Source organism: Rossellomorea sp. LjRoot5 (assembly GCF_964253455.1).
In the GTDB taxonomy this organism is placed as follows: domain Bacteria; phylum Bacillota; class Bacilli; order Bacillales; family Bacillaceae_B; genus Rossellomorea.
Genome location: NZ_CAXUQN020000001.1, coordinates 796,336 through 813,326, shown reverse-complemented (window position 1 = coordinate 813,326; position 16,991 = coordinate 796,336). Strand labels below are relative to the sequence as shown.

At 45.9% G+C, this 16,991-nt stretch carries 19 protein-coding genes; 10 read left to right on the top strand and 9 right to left on the bottom strand.

The annotated features are described in order from the left end of the window. Positions 1-112 precede the first annotated feature (112 nt). Genes ACSQ2E_RS04075 through mnhG form a run of 7 tightly spaced genes read left to right on the top strand, consistent with a single transcriptional unit; the run spans position 113 to position 5,877 of the window. Positions 113-2,518: a Na+/H+ antiporter subunit A gene (locus ACSQ2E_RS04075; RefSeq protein WP_435989467.1), complete on the top strand. Its 2,406-nt coding sequence runs from the start codon at positions 113-115 to the stop codon at positions 2,516-2,518. Then, positions 2,515-2,949 carry a Na(+)/H(+) antiporter subunit B gene (locus ACSQ2E_RS04070; protein WP_435989466.1) on the top strand — a complete coding sequence of 145 codons (435 nt, stop codon included), beginning with the start codon at positions 2,515-2,517 and terminating at the stop codon, positions 2,947-2,949. The genes ACSQ2E_RS04075 and ACSQ2E_RS04070 overlap by 4 nt, the downstream gene beginning before the upstream one ends. Then, positions 2,949-3,290, top strand: a complete 342-nt coding sequence (locus ACSQ2E_RS04065) for a Na(+)/H(+) antiporter subunit C (protein WP_435989465.1) — start codon at positions 2,949-2,951, stop codon at positions 3,288-3,290. The genes ACSQ2E_RS04070 and ACSQ2E_RS04065 overlap by 1 nt, the downstream gene beginning before the upstream one ends. Further along, positions 3,283-4,764, top strand: a complete 1,482-nt coding sequence (locus ACSQ2E_RS04060) for a Na+/H+ antiporter subunit D (RefSeq protein ID WP_435989464.1) — start codon at positions 3,283-3,285, stop codon at positions 4,762-4,764. Before ACSQ2E_RS04065 ends, ACSQ2E_RS04060 begins: the two co-directional genes overlap by 8 nt. A 6-nt stretch (positions 4,765-4,770) precedes the next feature. Further along, on the top strand, positions 4,771-5,247 hold the full coding sequence (locus tag ACSQ2E_RS04055; RefSeq protein WP_034763805.1) for a Na+/H+ antiporter subunit E: 477 nt from the start codon (positions 4,771-4,773) through the stop codon (positions 5,245-5,247). Next, entirely contained in the window at positions 5,247-5,531 is a 285-nt protein-coding gene (locus tag ACSQ2E_RS04050; RefSeq protein WP_034763802.1) for a Na(+)/H(+) antiporter subunit F1, read from the top strand. Before ACSQ2E_RS04055 ends, ACSQ2E_RS04050 begins: the two co-directional genes overlap by 1 nt. After that, positions 5,515-5,877: a monovalent cation/H(+) antiporter subunit G gene (mnhG, locus tag ACSQ2E_RS04045; RefSeq protein WP_435989463.1), complete on the top strand. Its 363-nt coding sequence runs from the start codon at positions 5,515-5,517 to the stop codon at positions 5,875-5,877. Before ACSQ2E_RS04050 ends, mnhG begins: the two co-directional genes overlap by 17 nt. A 57-nt stretch (positions 5,878-5,934) precedes the next feature. Here the strand turns inward: mnhG and ACSQ2E_RS04040 are convergent, their stop codons facing one another. Both ACSQ2E_RS04040 and ACSQ2E_RS04035 read right to left on the bottom strand, forming a co-directional pair. Next, positions 5,935-6,303: a DUF2188 domain-containing protein gene (locus tag ACSQ2E_RS04040; protein ID WP_435989462.1), complete on the bottom strand. Its 369-nt coding sequence runs from the start codon at positions 6,301-6,303 to the stop codon at positions 5,935-5,937. Positions 6,304-6,379: 76 nt separating this feature from the next. Next, complete coding sequence (locus tag ACSQ2E_RS04035; RefSeq protein ID WP_435989461.1) at positions 6,380-6,763, bottom strand: PaaI family thioesterase; 384 nt, start codon at positions 6,761-6,763, stop codon at positions 6,380-6,382. A 165-nt stretch (positions 6,764-6,928) separates the two neighbouring features. Here ACSQ2E_RS04035 and ACSQ2E_RS04030 point away from each other — a divergent pair, with 165 nt between their 5' ends. Then, positions 6,929-7,315 carry a hypothetical protein gene (locus ACSQ2E_RS04030; protein ID WP_435989460.1) on the top strand — a complete coding sequence of 129 codons (387 nt, stop codon included), beginning with the start codon at positions 6,929-6,931 and terminating at the stop codon, positions 7,313-7,315. A gap of 40 nt (positions 7,316-7,355) precedes the next feature. Here the strand turns inward: ACSQ2E_RS04030 and ACSQ2E_RS04025 are convergent, their stop codons facing one another. Together ACSQ2E_RS04025 and ACSQ2E_RS04020 are read right to left on the bottom strand one after the other, a co-directional pair. Continuing rightward, a complete protein-coding gene (locus ACSQ2E_RS04025) occupies positions 7,356-8,672 on the bottom strand; it encodes a Na+/H+ antiporter family protein (RefSeq protein ID WP_435989459.1) in 1,317 nt (438 codons plus the stop codon). Between the two features lie 641 nt (positions 8,673-9,313). Continuing rightward, positions 9,314-10,819, bottom strand: coding sequence for a leucyl aminopeptidase (locus ACSQ2E_RS04020; RefSeq protein WP_435989458.1), 1,506 nt, complete (start codon positions 10,817-10,819; stop codon positions 9,314-9,316). Positions 10,820-10,976: 157 nt separating this feature from the next. Between ACSQ2E_RS04020 and ACSQ2E_RS04015 the strand changes: the two genes are divergently transcribed. Together ACSQ2E_RS04015 and ACSQ2E_RS04010 are read left to right on the top strand one after the other, a co-directional pair. Further along, positions 10,977-11,456: a divergent PAP2 family protein gene (locus ACSQ2E_RS04015; protein ID WP_435989457.1), complete on the top strand. Its 480-nt coding sequence runs from the start codon at positions 10,977-10,979 to the stop codon at positions 11,454-11,456. A 10-nt stretch (positions 11,457-11,466) separates the two neighbouring features. Continuing rightward, complete coding sequence (locus ACSQ2E_RS04010) at positions 11,467-12,252, top strand: ABC transporter substrate-binding protein (protein ID WP_435989456.1); 786 nt, start codon at positions 11,467-11,469, stop codon at positions 12,250-12,252. 58 nt (positions 12,253-12,310) lie between these two features. Here the strand turns inward: ACSQ2E_RS04010 and ACSQ2E_RS04005 are convergent, their stop codons facing one another. The 5 genes from ACSQ2E_RS04005 to ACSQ2E_RS03985 all read right to left on the bottom strand — a co-directional run bounded on the left by ACSQ2E_RS04005 (position 12,311) and on the right by ACSQ2E_RS03985 (position 16,942). Continuing rightward, positions 12,311-13,201 carry a fructose bisphosphate aldolase gene (locus ACSQ2E_RS04005; protein WP_435989455.1) on the bottom strand — a complete coding sequence of 297 codons (891 nt, stop codon included), beginning with the start codon at positions 13,199-13,201 and terminating at the stop codon, positions 12,311-12,313. Between the two features lie 984 nt (positions 13,202-14,185). Beyond that, positions 14,186-14,890, bottom strand: coding sequence for a 3D domain-containing protein (locus tag ACSQ2E_RS04000; RefSeq protein WP_435989454.1), 705 nt, complete (start codon positions 14,888-14,890; stop codon positions 14,186-14,188). A gap of 756 nt (positions 14,891-15,646) precedes the next feature. Beyond that, positions 15,647-15,964: a YuiB family protein gene (locus ACSQ2E_RS03995; RefSeq protein ID WP_034763779.1), complete on the bottom strand. Its 318-nt coding sequence runs from the start codon at positions 15,962-15,964 to the stop codon at positions 15,647-15,649. Between the two features lie 211 nt (positions 15,965-16,175). Continuing rightward, complete coding sequence (locus ACSQ2E_RS03990) at positions 16,176-16,301, bottom strand: YuiA family protein (protein ID WP_159362729.1); 126 nt, start codon at positions 16,299-16,301, stop codon at positions 16,176-16,178. A gap of 158 nt (positions 16,302-16,459) precedes the next feature. Continuing rightward, positions 16,460-16,942 (bottom strand): NUDIX domain-containing protein, encoded by a 483-nt coding sequence (locus ACSQ2E_RS03985; protein WP_435989453.1) that lies wholly within the window; start codon positions 16,940-16,942, stop codon positions 16,460-16,462. Positions 16,943-16,991: the final 49 nt, after the last annotated feature.

Sequence of the window (16,991 nt, the reverse complement as noted above, 5' to 3'; positions counted from 1 at the left end):
CTTTTTAGGGTTCAGCTTCGGTCGAGTAATGAAGAATGTTGCCGAATAATGAATAAGGTCGACATGAGACCATGTTGAGAATAAACGATTATGATAAAGAGGGGGGTTTTAAATGACTTTATTACATTGGGCAATTGTATCGCCCTTTTTATTTGCGATACTTATTCCATTTCTATATAAAGCATTTCGGAATGTACATACCGGCTGGTTCGTACTATTGTTGCCGGCAGCTTTATTCACGTACTTTTTTCAATTCATCTCCATTACAAGAAATGGGGATACCGTCAAGGAAACCTTGGAGTGGATGCCTTCCTTCGGGATCAACTTCACCGCTTACGTAGATGGCCTTGGATTACTATTTGCCATGCTCATCACGGGAATCGGTTCACTGGTTGTCCTTTACTCCATTTATTACTTAGATAAGAAGAAGGAGCAATTACATAATTTTTATGTGTACTTAATGATGTTCATGGGAGCGATGTTGGGCGTTGTCCTTTCCGACAACCTGATCGTTCTTTATATGTTCTGGGAATTCACTTCTATTTCATCATTCTTATTGATCGGTTACTGGTATCACCGTGAGCGTTCCAGATATGGAGCACAGAAATCGATGCTCATCACGGTATTCGGGGGACTCAGCATGCTTGGAGGATTCCTGCTCCTTTATCTAATGGGCGGAACTTTCAGCATCAGGGAATTAGTCGGACAAGCTGATCAGCTTATGACACAGGCACTTTTCCTTCCTGCCTTGCTTCTAGTACTGTTGGGAGCATTCACAAAATCCGCTCAGTTCCCATTTCACATCTGGCTGCCGGATGCCATGGAAGCACCAACACCGGTCAGTGCATATCTGCACTCCGCCACGATGGTTAAAGCAGGTATCTATCTTGTCGCCCGCTTAAGCCCGATATTCGCAGAATCAAGCGTTTGGCTATGGCTCGTCGGCGGCGTGGGGATCTTCACTTTATTCTGGGGTTCTTTCAACGCCGTAAAGCAGACGGACCTAAAAGGGATCCTCGCCTTTTCCACCGTCAGTCAACTGGGCCTCATCATGTCCCTGTTGGGAGTGGGAGCGGCAGCTCTTCATTACACAGAGCTTGATGATAACATTTATATGGTGGCAACACTCGCCGCCGTATTCCATTTGATCAACCACGCGACCTTCAAAGGAAGTTTATTCATGGTCGTCGGGATCATTGATCATGAAACGGGTACCCGGGATATCCGAAAGCTTGGCGGGCTGATGAATTTCATGCCCATCACGTTCACCATCGCCATTATCGGAGCATTCTCCATGGCCGGGCTTCCTCCTTTCAACGGATTCCTCTCCAAGGAGATGTTCTTTACAGGAATGGTCAGGGTCCTTGAAATGGATATTTTCAACCTGGATACATTCGGCATGATCTTTCCGCTCCTTGCGTGGGTAGGAAGTGTGTTCACGTTTATTTACAGTATGATCCTGGTCTTCAAAACCTTTACCGGGAAGCATCAGCCGGAGAAGCTCGAAAAGAAACCGCATGAAGCCCCTCTTGGAATGTTGATCTCACCGATCATCCTGGCTTCGCTCGTGGTCATCTTCGGTTTCTTCCCGAACATCCTGTCAGAGCGGATCATCGCGCCGGCAGTGGCTGCCATTACCCCAAGCCTGATCCAGGAGGGATATGAGGTCGAAACGCATATTTCATTCTGGCATGGATTTACACCTGAGCTATTCATGACATTCGGGGTCATTCTATTCGGTATCCTGTTGTATCTCCTCTTTCCTTCATGGAAAAAGGTGTACACATGGATCCCTGAGCGCTTTACTTTGAATTCTTTCTATGATGGAGGTCTCATCAAGAGTGAGCGTGGCGCCCATAACTTTACAAGTGGTTATATGACAGGCTTTATCCGTACGTATCTGGTGTACATCTTCTCCTTCTTAATTGCCATTTCATTGTTTGCGATGTGGTTCAAAGGGGCGTTCGCCATCAATATGGAAGAAGTTGCTCCAGTCGGGATTTATGAGATTGCCATCGCGCTTCTCCTTGTCATCAGTTCTGTCACTATCCTGTTTGCGAAATCACGACTGACGTCCATCATTTCGCTTGGAGCTGCAGGATATACCGTTTCACTATTCTTTGTGTTATTCCGCGCCCCGGACCTGGCCCTGACACAGCTTGTCATTGAAACCGTGTCGGTGGCCCTGTTCTTACTTTGCTTCTACCACCTGCCTAAATTAAGCAGGCATGAAGAACGCATGCGGTTTAAACTCGGGAACGCACTCATATCGATCGGGGTCGGAGTGGTCGTCGCTTTATTCGCCATCTCTTCCTACAGCTCGAAGATGTTTGAGTCCATTTCGAAGTATTATATTGAGAATACCCACGATAAAGCCGGCGGGGAAAACATGGTCAACGTCATCCTCGTAGACTTCCGTGGGTTTGATACGATGTTTGAAATTTGCGTCTTGGCCATTGCGGCACTCGGCATATACTCCATGATCAAATTGCGCCTTACAAGGAGGGATGAAGGATGAAAGCAAAAGTAAAAACGAATGATGTCATCCTGCAGACCGTTACCAATGTGGTCGCATTCATCATCATCCTGTTCTCGTTGCGACTCTTCTTCTCGGGTCACTACACTCCGGGGGGAGGATTCATCGGGGGCTTGATGACGTCGGGGGCCATTGTGTTACTGTTACTCGCTTATGACATCAAGACCGTCGCCACCATTTTACCGGTGGATTACAAGATCATCACGGCGATCGGCCTGTTCTTTTCAGTGGCTACGGGTGCGGGGGCTTTATTATTCGATGTTCCTTTCCTTACCCACGCGTACGATTATTTCCACCTTCCCTTGTTGGGGAAGACATCGCTGCACACAGCCGTCCTCTTTGACACAGGCGTGTATCTGGTGGTCATCGGGGTCACCATGACCATCATTCAAACGATTGGGGTGAGCGAATAATGGAGATCATCATGGCCGTCGTCGTCGGAATCCTATTTACAAGCGCCGTTTACTTAATGTTATCCAAGAGCTTGCTCCGGATCATCATCGGGACAGCCCTGTTAAGCCACGGTGCCCATTTATTGATCCTTTCCGTGAGTGGCCTTAAAGGGGGAGATGCGCCTCTGCTCGGGGAACACGCTGAATCATATGTCGATCCCCTGCCCCAGGCATTGATCCTGACGGCAATCGTTATCAGCTTTGGAGTGACAGCTTTCTTCCTCGTTCTCGCTTATCGGGCATATCAGGAGCTTGGCACGGATAATATGGATCAGATGAGAGGTAACGAAGGAAATGACTAACTTATTAATACTACCGATTCTAATCCCGTTATTCACGGCGATTATCTTAATGTTTATCAGCAAATATGTGAAACTGCAGCGAGGGATTTCAGCTCTGTCAACTCTGGCTACCGTAGCAGCATCCCTTGTACTGATCAATACGGTTCACCATGACGGAATCCAGACGGTGAACCTCGGAAGCTGGGAAGCTCCTTTTGGGATTACCCTCGTTTCCGACATGCTCTCTGCCTTACTTGTGACGACGACAAGTATCATAGCCCTTGTCGTGCTTCTTTACTCGTTTAAGTCGATAGGAGTGGGCAGGGAGCGATTCTACTATTATCCTGTCGTTCAATTTCTATTGGTTGGAGTGAACGGGGCTTTCACAACAGGTGATATCTTCAACCTTTTCGTCTTTTTCGAAGTAATGCTGATGAGTTCTTATGTCCTGTTGGTCCTCGGCGGGACGAAGGCACAGCTGCGTGAAGGAATCAAATACATTCTCGTGAATGTGATCTCCTCCGCACTATTCGTCATCACCGTTGCATACCTGTATTCAGTCGTTGGAACGCTGAATATGGCGGATATTTCGAGGAAAATAGCCGTAGTGGATCAGCCGGGAATTCTAACAGCCATCGCCATCCTGTTCCTATTGGTCTTTGGCCTTAAAGGCGCGATCTTTCCGCTATACTTTTGGCTGCCAGGCTCATACTATGCGCCGCCGACCCCGGTGCTTGCTCTGTTCGGAGCCCTGCTTACGAAGGTCGGAGTTTATTCGATTATCCGGACATACACGTTATTTTTCTATCACGATACCGGATTCACCCATGAAATCCTGGGTATACTGGCCATCCTTACCATGGTTCTTGGCTGTATCGGCGCCATTGCCTATTGGGATGTTAAAAAGATCATAATCTATAACATTGTCATTGCTGTCGGTGTGATTTTGTTCGGGGTATCGACAATGAACCCTGAAGCAATGGAGGGTGCGATTTATTATTTGGTTCATGACATGATCATCAAGGCCGCTTTATTCCTTCTGGTCGGTGTCATGATTGCCATCACAGGCACGGCCAACCTGAAGAAAATGGGCGGATTGATCAAGCACTATCCTTGGCTTGGATGGACATTCCTTGTCGCCGCATTCTCACTTGCCGGTATCCCGCCTTTAAGCGGTTTTATCGGGAAATTATTAATCGTACGGGGGAGCTTTGCGGCAGAGGCCTACGTAGGAGCAGGAGTCGTCCTCGCATCCAGTCTGTTGGTGCTCTACTCTGTCATCAAGATTTTCGTTAATGGTATTTGGGGAACCCCGAAGGAATATAACGGAGTGTCTAAGGGAGACGCCCGTTACTTATGGATGACGTCTGCTGTACTCGTCGTGCTGGCTGTAGGTTACGGCCTTGGTGCAGAAGCGATGCGTCCACTCTTTTCACAAGCAACCGAAGTACTGGTAAATCCGAATCTCTATATAGACGCAGTGTTAAAGGAGTAATGTAGAATGGCTTTTCAAATATTATTAAACTTTTTCCTGGCCTTTGTCTGGATGTTTCTTTCGGTATCCTTTACTTCTCAGTCATTCTTTATTGGCTTTTTACTAGGATTGCTTGTTATCTTTGCATTCAGAAGATTTTTCAACTCACGGTTTTATTTATTACGGGTGGCTGCCGTGATCAGTCTGTTCTTCCTGTTCTTGAAGGAACTGATCCTGGCAAACATCTCGGTTTTAAAAACGGTCTTGAAACCGAAGTTGGACTTCCAGCCGGGCATCTTCGCTTTACCGACAGAATTAAAGACCGATTGGGAGATTACACTCTTGGCGAATCTGATTACATTGACACCCGGTACGCTGGTCATGGACGTGTCGTACGACAAGAAGATTCTTTATGTTCATGCCATCGATATGCCGGATGTCGATGAAGCCATCAATGAAATTAAGGATTCTTTTGAAAAAGCCATCATGGAGGTGAGCCGCTAATGTTACATCTGATCTTTCAAATCACGTTATTATGCGTCTCCATATCCATGCTCGGCCTCGTTTACCGAGTGGTGAAAGGTCCCACGATCCCTGACCGGGTAGTGGCTCTCGATGCGATCGGGATCAACCTGATCGCCATCATTGCACTCGTTTCGATGATGCTCGATACGTACGCTTTTCTAGAAGTGATCCTGCTCCTCGGAATTCTGGCTTTCATCGGAACCGTCGCCTTTTCAAAGTTCCTGGAGAAAGGGGAGATCATCGAACGTGAGCGAGATCATTAGATTTTTCATTGGATTCTTTTTAGTCATTGGAGGATTTCTCAGCCTGGTCACGGCTTTCGGCGTATTGAGACTTCCTGATGTATATACGAGAAATCATGCTGCTTCTAAAAGTGCGACGCTCGGCGTCATGTCGATCCTGCTCGCCACATTTCTTTACTTTTATCTGGAGCATGGTCACTTCAATTCAAGACTGATCCTGGCCATCATCTTCATCTTTGTCACAGCGCCGGTTTCCGGCCACCTCATCTCACGTGCCGCCTATAATACCGGCGTCAAACTTTGGGACAAAAGTGTACGGGATGACTTAAAGGATAAAGAACAATATGAGCGTCAGAACAGTCAATAAAAGGAACAAAAAAGGCTTGCTCCCATTTTTTCAAAGGGGCAAGCCTTTTTCTATTCCCTAGCGTTGATACAAGTGATCTTCAACGCTTCCATCCTCTTTATGGACAACCAGTGTCCCGGAATGATCCGTGACATAGTTTTTCGCTTTCGATAGGAGTTTATCCTTTGTGCTTTCAACCAGGATGGCCCTCTTCCCATCGGCCTTCTTTAACTGCCAGCCGTCGTCATGGTGAGTAACGTGATATTCGGTCTTCTCCGATGTGCCTCCTTCTTCAGACTGATGGGCACGGTCAGTGGCGATGGCAATCGCCCTTCCCTCTTCATATCCTTCATCCAAAAGGGCATTGGCAATCTCAATGGCTTTGTTCCGTACGTCCACTGGCAGGTTCTTCAGTGAATCAGGGTAATCATTTTTTGTCCAACTCATTTGTATTGCCTCCTAATGTATTGGTTAGTAGTTGATTTCCCATTTTTTCACTGATTAAACATTTCGGTGAGTATCGTCAGCGTTTCGGTACCACTGCCATCGTACAGCGTGATACACAGATCAATTGATCGTCCTCATCCGTAAGCTTAATGTCCCAAACCATGGTGGTCCTGCCCTGATGCATGACCGTTCCCGTCGCAGTGACGAGTCCTTCACGCTTTGCTTTAATGTGGTTCGCATTGATTTCAAGGCCGAAGCATATTTCTTTATCCAAATCGATCAACTGTACCGCCCCTACACTCGCAACCGTTTCTGCAAGTGCCACCGAAGCCCCGCCGTGAAGGAAGCCGAACGGCTGTCTCGTCTGTTCATTCACCGGCATCGTCGCAATGACCTTACCCTTTCCCAGTTCTACAAATTCAATTCCTAACGCACTGATCAATGTATTCTCCGTGTTCACGTGAATTCCCCCATATCATAGTCTTCTCTACTACCTTTTCGAGAAAGTGTGTGAAAATCCTCTATTTTCCCCGCCCTATCCGTCCTGCCTTCGATTGATGAATAATCGGCTGAACAGTTTCATACATTTCCTTAGAGCATTTTTATCGAAAGGGGTTTTTCTGTTATGTATCGGTACCACCCTTTTTATCCGCCTGTTCAACGCCCCTACTCACCGATTCATTCGAGGGCACAGCCTATTCCCTCCTATCATCGGAACTACCCTGCTATCGAAACCAAAACATTTATGTCTTCGGCAGGCAAAACGTTGAGCTTACTGGGAGATGCCCAAAAGGTGCTTCAGAAAATCAACACATCCAAAGACTTCTCCTCGAAATTCATGAACGCCGCACAGCAATCGAATGTACCTGAAGTACATAAACTACTTCAAACCATCGGTACAAGGGTACAGCCGATTGTATCGTTCAATCCGGATGGAGTCCGCCTCGTATTTGACGAAAAGCTCGGGCAGGTGGATTGCTGCCATTTAATCGTGATTGTTCGTTGGATGTGAAGGCACAAAAAAAGAAGCGAGGGAGCCCCGCTTCTTTTCTTTATAAAATGACAGCTGCGATCCAACCGAACAGGATCAATGGAATATTATAGTGTAAAAAGGTTGGGACACATGTATCCCAGATGTGATTATGCTGCCCATCGGCATTCAGTCCCGCTGTCGGTCCAAGCGTACTGTCTGATGCGGGAGACCCGGCGTCTCCAAGTGCACCTGCTGTACCCACAATCGCAACCGTTGCGAGAGGGCTGAATCCAAGCTCCATGGCAAGTGGGACGAAGATAGCTGCAATGATCGGAATGGTGGCAAATGAAGAACCGATCCCCATTGTCACCAGAAGCCCGACGACAAGCATAATGAGGGCAGCCAAAGCCTGGTTGCCGCCAATGACATCAGCCGTCGCCTTTACCAATGTTTCAACATCTCCCGTTTCTGTTACCACTGCTGCAAATCCGGATGCCGTGATCATGACAAAGCCGATAAAAGCCATCATTTTCATTCCTTCATTCAGCAACCCGTCTGCTTCTTTCCATTTAACCGAGCCTGAAACATACAGGACGGCTATACCTGCCAGTGCCCCAAAGATCATCGATTCCAACTGAAGCTGAACGAATAAGGCCACTACGATGGAAATGAGAGCGAACACCATCGCTCTTTTATTATAAACGACCTTTTCATCAGCAATGACTTCTTCAGCTTCACTGTAGTCTCTCGGTTTGCGATAACTCACAAACACAGCAATCAGTAATCCGATGACCATTCCTCCCACAGGGAGAAGCATGGCTTTCGGAATATCGCCCATGTTGATTTCCATTCCACTCGATGCCATGTTCTGAGCGATAATCTCATGGAACTGTAGTCCAAATCCTACTGGTAAAAGAATATACGGAGCCGTCAATCCGAACGTGATCACCGATGCGATCAAACGTCTATCGATCCGCAACTCCGTCATCACCTTCAATAAAGGCGGAATCAGTATCGGGATAAAAGCGATGTGAATCGGAATCACATTTTGAGAAAAACAAGCCATGATTAAAATAGAAATAACAATAAGTGCTTTCGAAAGGGCTGTCTTTCTTGAATCCCCTTTTTTCCCAACGACCTTCAATACCCAGTCAACGAGCAGATTCGGAATCCCCGTATAGGAAATCGCCACTGCAAATCCACCCAGCAGGGCATAACTTAACGCGATGCTTGCCCCGCCGCTAATTCCCTCTGTAAAGACGGATATCGTCTCGTCCAATCCCAGTCCGCCCGTCAGTCCCCCGACCAACGCCCCAGTAATCAGAGCGAATACCACGTTCACACGCGCAAGGCTCAATACGAGCATGACAAGAACCGCTATCACAACTGCGTTCATAATTGCTTCCTCCTTCAGATACTATTTATCAGCTTGTTACTTTTACTGTTGTCATTGCTTATACCGTTGCTTTAGTTCGCTAAATTGGTAGAGTGATAAAATCACGATTTCAACTTTAACAAGATAAAGAGAGTTTGTCAATACTTTAGCAGGGTGAAAGATGGAGTGGGAATTTTTTCATAGGTTTGAAGGTGGTTGCGGTGGGAGGCGTTGGGTCCGGGCGGGGTTACCATTAAATGTTAATCGGCTTGATTTTTTCTTGTTTCGGCTGGATTCGGTTCCGATTCGGCTGGATTATTCTTCACTTCGGCTGGTTTTTGACCAATAACGGCCGGATTATTGTTATTTTTGGCTGGATTCCCTTCACCGACGGCCGGACTCACTCGTCTTACGACGTAAATGCCTCTCCATCAAGCGATGGGATACGCATAGAACGGCCTGGTTCCTGGTAATTGCGTCGTTTTTCAAATTATTGCGTCATTTCAAACTGGAATTGCGTCATTTTTTCTTTATTTGCGTTATTCACCAATTATATCCAATACCTCCCCCCACTCCCTCCGAAAACAACTAAAAAAAGAGCCTCCTCCCAGTGCCTCCAAATTCAGGCACTGAAACAAGACTCTCCCATCATGCAAATCATTTTATTTTTCTAACGGCACAAAGCGTTCGACCAGTAAGGCAAGGGTTCTTGCCATGACGCCAGTTGCCCCTGAAGGACCGAGATCATGGCTCCCTTTCGTTGTAGCCGTCCCGGCGATGTCGAGATGTACCCAAGGCAGGCCTTCGGCAAATTCACCGACGAACGCTCCACCCATGATGGCATGGCCTGCTCGTCCCGGTGAGTTATTCAAATCGGCAATATCACTACCGCGGACACGCTTTTTATCATTTTCCGTATAAGGAAGGCGCCAGATAAATTCACCTGATTCACCTGAAGCTTCCAGCACCTGCTCGAAGAAGGCTTCATGATTTGTGAGGGCACCGGTTTTATCCTCGCCGAGAGCCACGATGACTCCACCGGTCAAGGTTGCAACGTCGACCAAATAGTTGGCTCCTTGATGCTTTGCATAGGTCATACCGTCTGCAAGCGCGAGACGCCCCTCTGCGTCCGTATTCAACACTTCGATGGTCTTACCGCTCATGGAGGTAATCACATCGTCAGGCTTGAATGCAGAGCCGCTCACCATATTGTCCGTGGACGGGATGACGGCAACGACATTTTGTTCCGGTTTGATTTCACCGATGATTTCCATGGCACCGAGTACTGCCGCTGCGCCACCCATATCGGTTTTCATACCGACGATTCCATCTTTGGGTTTCAGGGAGTAGCCGCCTGTGTCAAACGTGATCCCTTTTCCGACTAAACCGATGACATCCTTCCATTCCTCTTTCCCGTTGTACTTCAGGACGATCATTTTCGGAGGTTCAACGGATCCCTGGTTCACGGCAAGAAGCGCGCCCATTCCAAGGTGCTCCATTTCTTCTTTGTCGAGGATTTCCACCTCAAAGCTGTATCTTTCAGCCAATTCCAGAGCGTACTCCGCCAATTTTGTCGAAGTTAATAGATTACCAGGTGTATTCACCAGTGTACGGGCTGAGTTTACTCCATTCCCGAAGGCAGAACCAATGTACAAAGCCGTCTCGACTTCTTTCGACTCTTCTTTTGTAAAAAATTCGATCGCTTCTACGTGTACTTCCGGTTCATTCGATTTCTTTTTATAACCATGGAATTCATATGTAGACATCGTAAAGGCTTCCATGAAGGCATGAGCCACATCCGTTGCCACCATCTCCTCAGAAACAAATGTGTCGAGCGCGACTGAAAACGAGGACACTTTCATATTTTTCAAGGATTTAGATGCAGAGCCCAATGATTCTTTTAAAAGATCAAACGTCAACTCTTTTGGTTTTCCAAGTCCTACGAATACGATTCTTTTCGCTTCAAGTTTTCCAAACGTATGTATCTTGGATACTTTCTTGTGCTTGGAAGAAATGTCTCCATCCTTCACAAGCTGTGTAAGATAGCCTTCAAACTTATGATCGAGCTCTTTCAGCTCTCCTTCGAATGTTGGCTGATTGTAAATACCCACGATCAGGCATTCTCCATTTGCATTGGTTACTTCATTTTGATTGATTGAAAAATTCATGTTCACCGACACCTCCACTCACTATTATAGCGAAGATGTCCAATTATTTCGACTTTCTAACAATCTGCTTTTTAAAGTTATACGAGGGCTGGATGGGGTATGTTATAATGAGAACATTATTTTTATTCAAACAATTGAAAGGGTGGCATTTCACAGCATGGAAGTACTGTTTAATTTTCCATTATGGGCGTCTTTATTTTCGATCTTTTTTGCTCAGTTTGTTAAGGTTCCCATACAGTTTATCGCAACGAGGGAATGGAATTGGTCCTTGATTACCTCAACAGGAGGGATGCCGAGTTCCCATTCAGCAGCCGTGACGGCATTATCCACCGGGGTAGCTCTTGAAGCGGGACTCTCTTCCCCTATCTTCGCTGTATCTGCCATGTTTGCCATCATTACGATGTTTGATGCAACGGGTGTCAGAAGGCAGGCAGGAGAGCAGGCGATTGTCCTCAATCAATTGATGGTGGACTTCCAGCGCTTCATGTCAGAAGCCAAAGGCTGGCAGAACAAACCTGAACAGGAGAAGCGCAAGGAGCTGAAGGAATTACTCGGTCATAAACCTATAGAAGTATTCTTTGGCGGACTTTCAGGAATCATCCTGACCCTTCTGCTTCATTATTTATTCATCCTCTAGGAGTGTGAGCATGAAAATCGTTTCCATTTGCCCCAGTAATACAGAAATCATCGATTACCTGGGATTGACACCTCTTCTTGCCGGCGTTGATGATTACTCCGACTATCCGGCGGAGGTAAAGTCCCTTCCGCAGCTCGGACCGGATCTATCGATTAATATGGATAAGCTGGAATCATTGAAGCCGGATCTGGTGTTTTCATCCTTAAGCGTTCCAGGAATGGAGAAAAATATAGAAGAACTTGAAAAGAGGAATATCCCCCACATCACCTTGAATCCCCAGAGCTTCACTGACATTGCGGAAGATCTCGTGACAGTGGGGAAAGCGTGTGGGATCGAAGAACATGCCTTAAAACGCCGACAGGAATTCTTGGATACTGTCAAACGTTTAAAGACGATCGGGGATCAGGTTTCAAATCCTCCCTCCCTTTATTGGGAGTGGTGGCCTAAACCGGTCTTCACACCCGGCAGGGTCAATTGGCTGACCGAATTAAGCACAATGGTCGGTGCCCGGAACCTTTTTGAAGATGTGGACCTGGCAAGTGTTCAAACCGATTGGGAGGACGTATTGAAGCGCAATCCGGATTATATCTGCCTGGCATGGGTCGGTGTAAGGCAAAGCAGGGTGAAGCCTGAGATCGTAAAGAACCGCCCTGATTGGAATACACTTGACGCTGTACAGGAAGACCGTATTTTTGTCCTGGAAGAAGCACTCTACTGCCGGCCATCCCCCCTTCTGTTAAAAGGGGCCGAGAAACTTGCCCGGTTGCTTCATCCCGATTTATATCATGAAACGTAAAAGAACATGCCTGCTCACTTATAAGCGAGCAGGCATGTTCTTATTTCTTTACACCCTATCAGTTAGTATGAACCGAGGCTTCATAAATCGAATCAACAGCCTTCTTCAACGCAGCATCAAACTCTTCTTCGGATTGATCGGCACTTAGGTCAGCTGCCAATGCCCTGGAGAAACTTGCAATCACCCCGTCATTTTCCTTCAGCTTTTCATTCGCTTCATCACGTGAATAGCCGCCGGAAAGTGCGACGACCCGCACAACGCGTGGATGCTCAACCAACTTTTTATACGCATTCGCTTTCGTCGGGATCGAGAGCTTCAGCATGACGTTTTCCTCTTCTGATAGTTCATTCAAATGCTTCAGGATTTCATCGCACAGAATTTCTTCAGACTTTTCTTTTTGTTCACTATGGATATTGACTTCAGGTTCGATGATCGGAACCAAACCGGCAGAGATGATGCGTTTTCCAATGTCGAACTGCTGATCGACAACTTCCTTAATGCCGCTCGCGTTCGGTTCGTGGATGACTGAGCGCATTTTCGTGCCGAAAATCTTCCGTTCGGTGGCACGGCCCAGAGTCTCTTCCAAGTCAGGGATCGGTTTCATGAGCTGAACACCGTTTTCCTCTTCCGCAAGTCCTTTATCCACCTTGAGGAAAGGAACGATGCCTTTATCTGCAAGGTAATCCGCTGTATATTTGCCTTCGATTTCCCGGTCCATCGTTTGTTCGAAAAGAATGACCCCGAGGATCCTGTCGGGGCTGAAGGATGGGGAAGTGATGATTCGCGTCCGCATTTCATGGACCTTATCAAACATTTCGTCTTCATTTGAGTAGGAGTCCTCCTTCACACCGTACCCTGCCAATGCCTTCGGTGTACTGCCGCCGCTTTGATCAAGCGCCGCGATGAACCCTTCTCCATTCTTCATTTTGTCGAATTGACTTTTGTTCATATCTTCCACTCCTTTTGGTTTCGTTTCTCACTTTCTTTTTCCCCTATTTACACTGCTGCTAAACTGATTGGACCTTTGTTCTTATCCGAGGCTCCCTACTGCCAAGGCCGGCACATAAATAAATAGGCTGGGAGATAACTAAATCCATTTCTTCTAAAGGCGAACAATCATAAATTCAGTTAGGATTGCTTGCTACACCGCTTTTGATTTCCGTGCAAGACTTCGCTTTCCTCGGGCGGAAGGCGAGCCTCCTCGTCACTGTCGTTCCTGCGGGGTCTCACCTATTCCGCTTTTCCCGTAGGAGTCTTCGTCTTGCACTCCAATCAAAAGCTAGATCCTGCTATATATACTGAATGTGCTTTAGCAATGATAACAAAAGGGCCATTCATCAAGATAGGTGTTATTCGTACACAGACTGTAGTTTTCTCATTTTCGATCATTTGGGGTGTGTCGAAGCAGAATGAATCATTCACATCTGTTTAGAAAGAGTATTTTTATAAGTAACGGTTAAGGTCACTGCCACTAATAGAATAACAGTTGATGTATGCAATAGGTAAAGCGATCAAGACATTACAAAGTGATAGAGAAACACTTACGCTTGGAAGTTGATTGGAGCGGAAGGTGCTCAACTCCTGAGGGAAACGCGGGAAAGCCTGAAAAGCGGAGGTGGCTTGCTCAGCCCTGACAAGCATAAGATGAATGTGCTAAGAAGGCGTTCTTGTGCCTTCTTGGACCATTTAGCTTATGACCTCGAGGGGCTAGCCACCGTGGCTGGATCTTGAGACCCCGCAGGGCAAAGACCGAGGAGGCTCAACTCACGCCCCGCCGAAAGCGAGCACCTGGAGCGGAAATCAACCACTACTTACTATATCTTAAAGCAACGATGTTTACGTAAACATCCAATAAAAAATCCGAACGATTTCGATTTTCGAATAATCGTTCGGATTTTCTTTCAACTAAATACTTTTGTCCCAACCTCTTTATTTATTCTTTTTCAGGTGATAAAATCTGCTGCCTGAAAACCTGCATGGATTTGTTTTCATTAAGTTCGGTCAAGTCCTGTTCGGATAACTCACCCGTACCCATCTGGACCACATAGACGTCCAGTGTCTGCTTGCCCCATTCATTATAAACGTCGTCCACCGTTTCATAATAGAGATCTACTTTATTTCCTTTGATCGCGCTCCCTGTATCGGCTACGACACCATAACCATAATGAGGGATAAACAGGATGGTACCGATTGGATAGACGGAAATATCCGCTGCTATCGTAGAATACAGATCACGCTTCACTTTCACTCCCGAATATGTAATGCCGTAAAGGGGATGGCCCGGGTCCTTCCCCGTCGATTCAACGCCGGCAGTATAGCCCGTCGCCACAACCTTGTGTTTCGTATATTGATCCCAATCAATGGATTCTTCCAATGTTTCAGGCTTAACAGATGCACTGGCTGACACTTTTGTCTCATAGCCCGTAAACCTTTTAAGAAACTTGAATGACAAATGCAAAGGATTTGTCTTATGCTCTTTATCGTGGAGACTCTTTTGATCACTGTCACCCTTGTCCATCATCCAGGTTTTAAAGGTTTGCGCCTCTACTCCTGACACCGATTGAAAGGTGGTACCGAGTGCAAGGATAAACAAACTGACCATAACGAATCTCTTTGTCCAAATTTTAAACAGATTCATGTATTCACTCCTCCCACCCTACATACTTCCCATTCGGGAGGAGATATATGCATAAATTGATAAAAAAATCGAATAGTTTCAATATTTGGAAATTATTTTGGTTTTTCTTTTCGTGAAAAACTCCTTTAAAAACAGGGCATTCCTCACTTCAACTAGTGTGTTCTATTTTCTAAAATACTTACTTAGATAAATAGAATTTTTTATGAGTGGTTCGTGAAAACAGGGACCGTTCCTTTCCGCTCCAGGCACTTGCTTTCCGGCGGGGAGGAAGTCGAGCCTCCTCGGGCTTGCGCCCTGTGGGGTCTCGACCTTTCCTCTATTTCCCGCAGGAGTCAAGTGCCTTCCGCTTCAATCCACTCTGTGCTTTAATATTCTGACTGTATAATGACAAATTGACCAACATAAAAGCTTTTATTAATGACATGGAATGTGTGCTACGGGTGTGGAGCATTTGTTTCAGAGAAAATGATTAGCAAAACTAGAATAGAAATGGAAGTGATATTTTATCCGTTGAAGTGAAAAACGTATGCATCGACAGTTGATTGGAGCGGAAGGTGCTCGACTCCTGCGGGAAACGCTGGACAGGTGAGACCCCGCAGGCAAAGCCGAGGAGGCTCACCGCCAGCCCCGCGGAAAGCGAGCACCTGAAGCGGAAATCAACCTGCACTTACTTGTGATACGATATCAAACTATAGTCATTTAAAATAAAAAATCCGTTCAACCTTGGGATTTAAGTTCCCGGTTAAACGGATGTGGTTAGAACATTCGATATCCTTTTGCTCTTAAGATTCTCATGACGATGCCGGACAGGATGGCACCTGCGAGGCCGCTTCCGAGAATCACGAGATCGGCTACAGCCAAGTGGCTGAGTCTTGTCCCAAGTTCTGAAAAAGACTCCCCTGCATTTCGGAAATAATCTATAAAACGAACTTCGTCCACGATAAAAATAACGACAATCGGATAAATGATGGCCATGATCCACGTCATGCGCAATAACATATTTAACAAAAATCCTATTCCGAAAAATAGAACAAAAAATAGAAGCATCGATATAATCATTACATGTATAGGCATTTCAAATTACACCTCCATAACACTAAAGAATAGTGTACCTCGAGTGAAATGTAAGCGTCAATATTTTCAGGGGAAGATTTGTCACTTATTCACAAAATAAACTTATTTATCATTCAGACATAGAAAAAACAGACCCAACACCGGTTTCCATACTTCACAAGGGAAGTATCCACCTTCGTCAGGTCTGCTTTCATCTTCTATCCTTTAAGGGTTATTTCTGTTTCCCGCTGCCTCCGCAGCACGGACACGTTTCAGAACCACCCAATACTAACTGAAAGTATCCTTTTCCTGAACAATAAAGACAGTATTTCGTTTTAGCATTCGCAGTAGCTCTCATTTTTCCCTCTCCCTTTTCTTTAATTTCTTAATTTTCTGATAATATATCATCTATCCGAAATAAAGAAAAGGGACATTATAGGGGATGTACCTTTAAGAAAGCGAATACATTTATGTTTTTCTTTCATTATCTCTTTCTTTCTTAAAATTTACAGAATTTTATAAAAATAAACGATATTCTGTGTAGGCGAACTGGTCACCTGGATTGATTCCTTCGATCATATTCAACTTCTGCATGGAACCCATTCGTTTGATCATCTCATGGACCATCACGGATGTTTTTTCGTCTGCCAATAGTTCCTGAGGGGATTTCCACTGGACATCCCACAACTCAGCTTCCTCTTTTTCAATAGAAGAAATTCCCTTATTCTCCAGCAGAAAGATCATCATATTGTCGCTGATATCGTTCTGGATGACCCCCGATCTTATGCCGATGATCCCTTTGATGGTTGTATGTAATCCCGTTTCTTCCTTTACTTCTCTTATGACTGCTTCATCGACGGTTTCCCCGGCGTTGACAAATCCTGCAGGCAGTGACCACATCCCTTTCAATCCGCTGTATTTCTTTTTCACCACAAGCCATCTACCGTTTTCATCCATGACCAGACCAGCAACGGCCAGCCATACCTTACCCCTTTTCATTGTAAGCACCTCCGTCTACATTCCTTCATAATAAAAAGCAGAGTGGAAT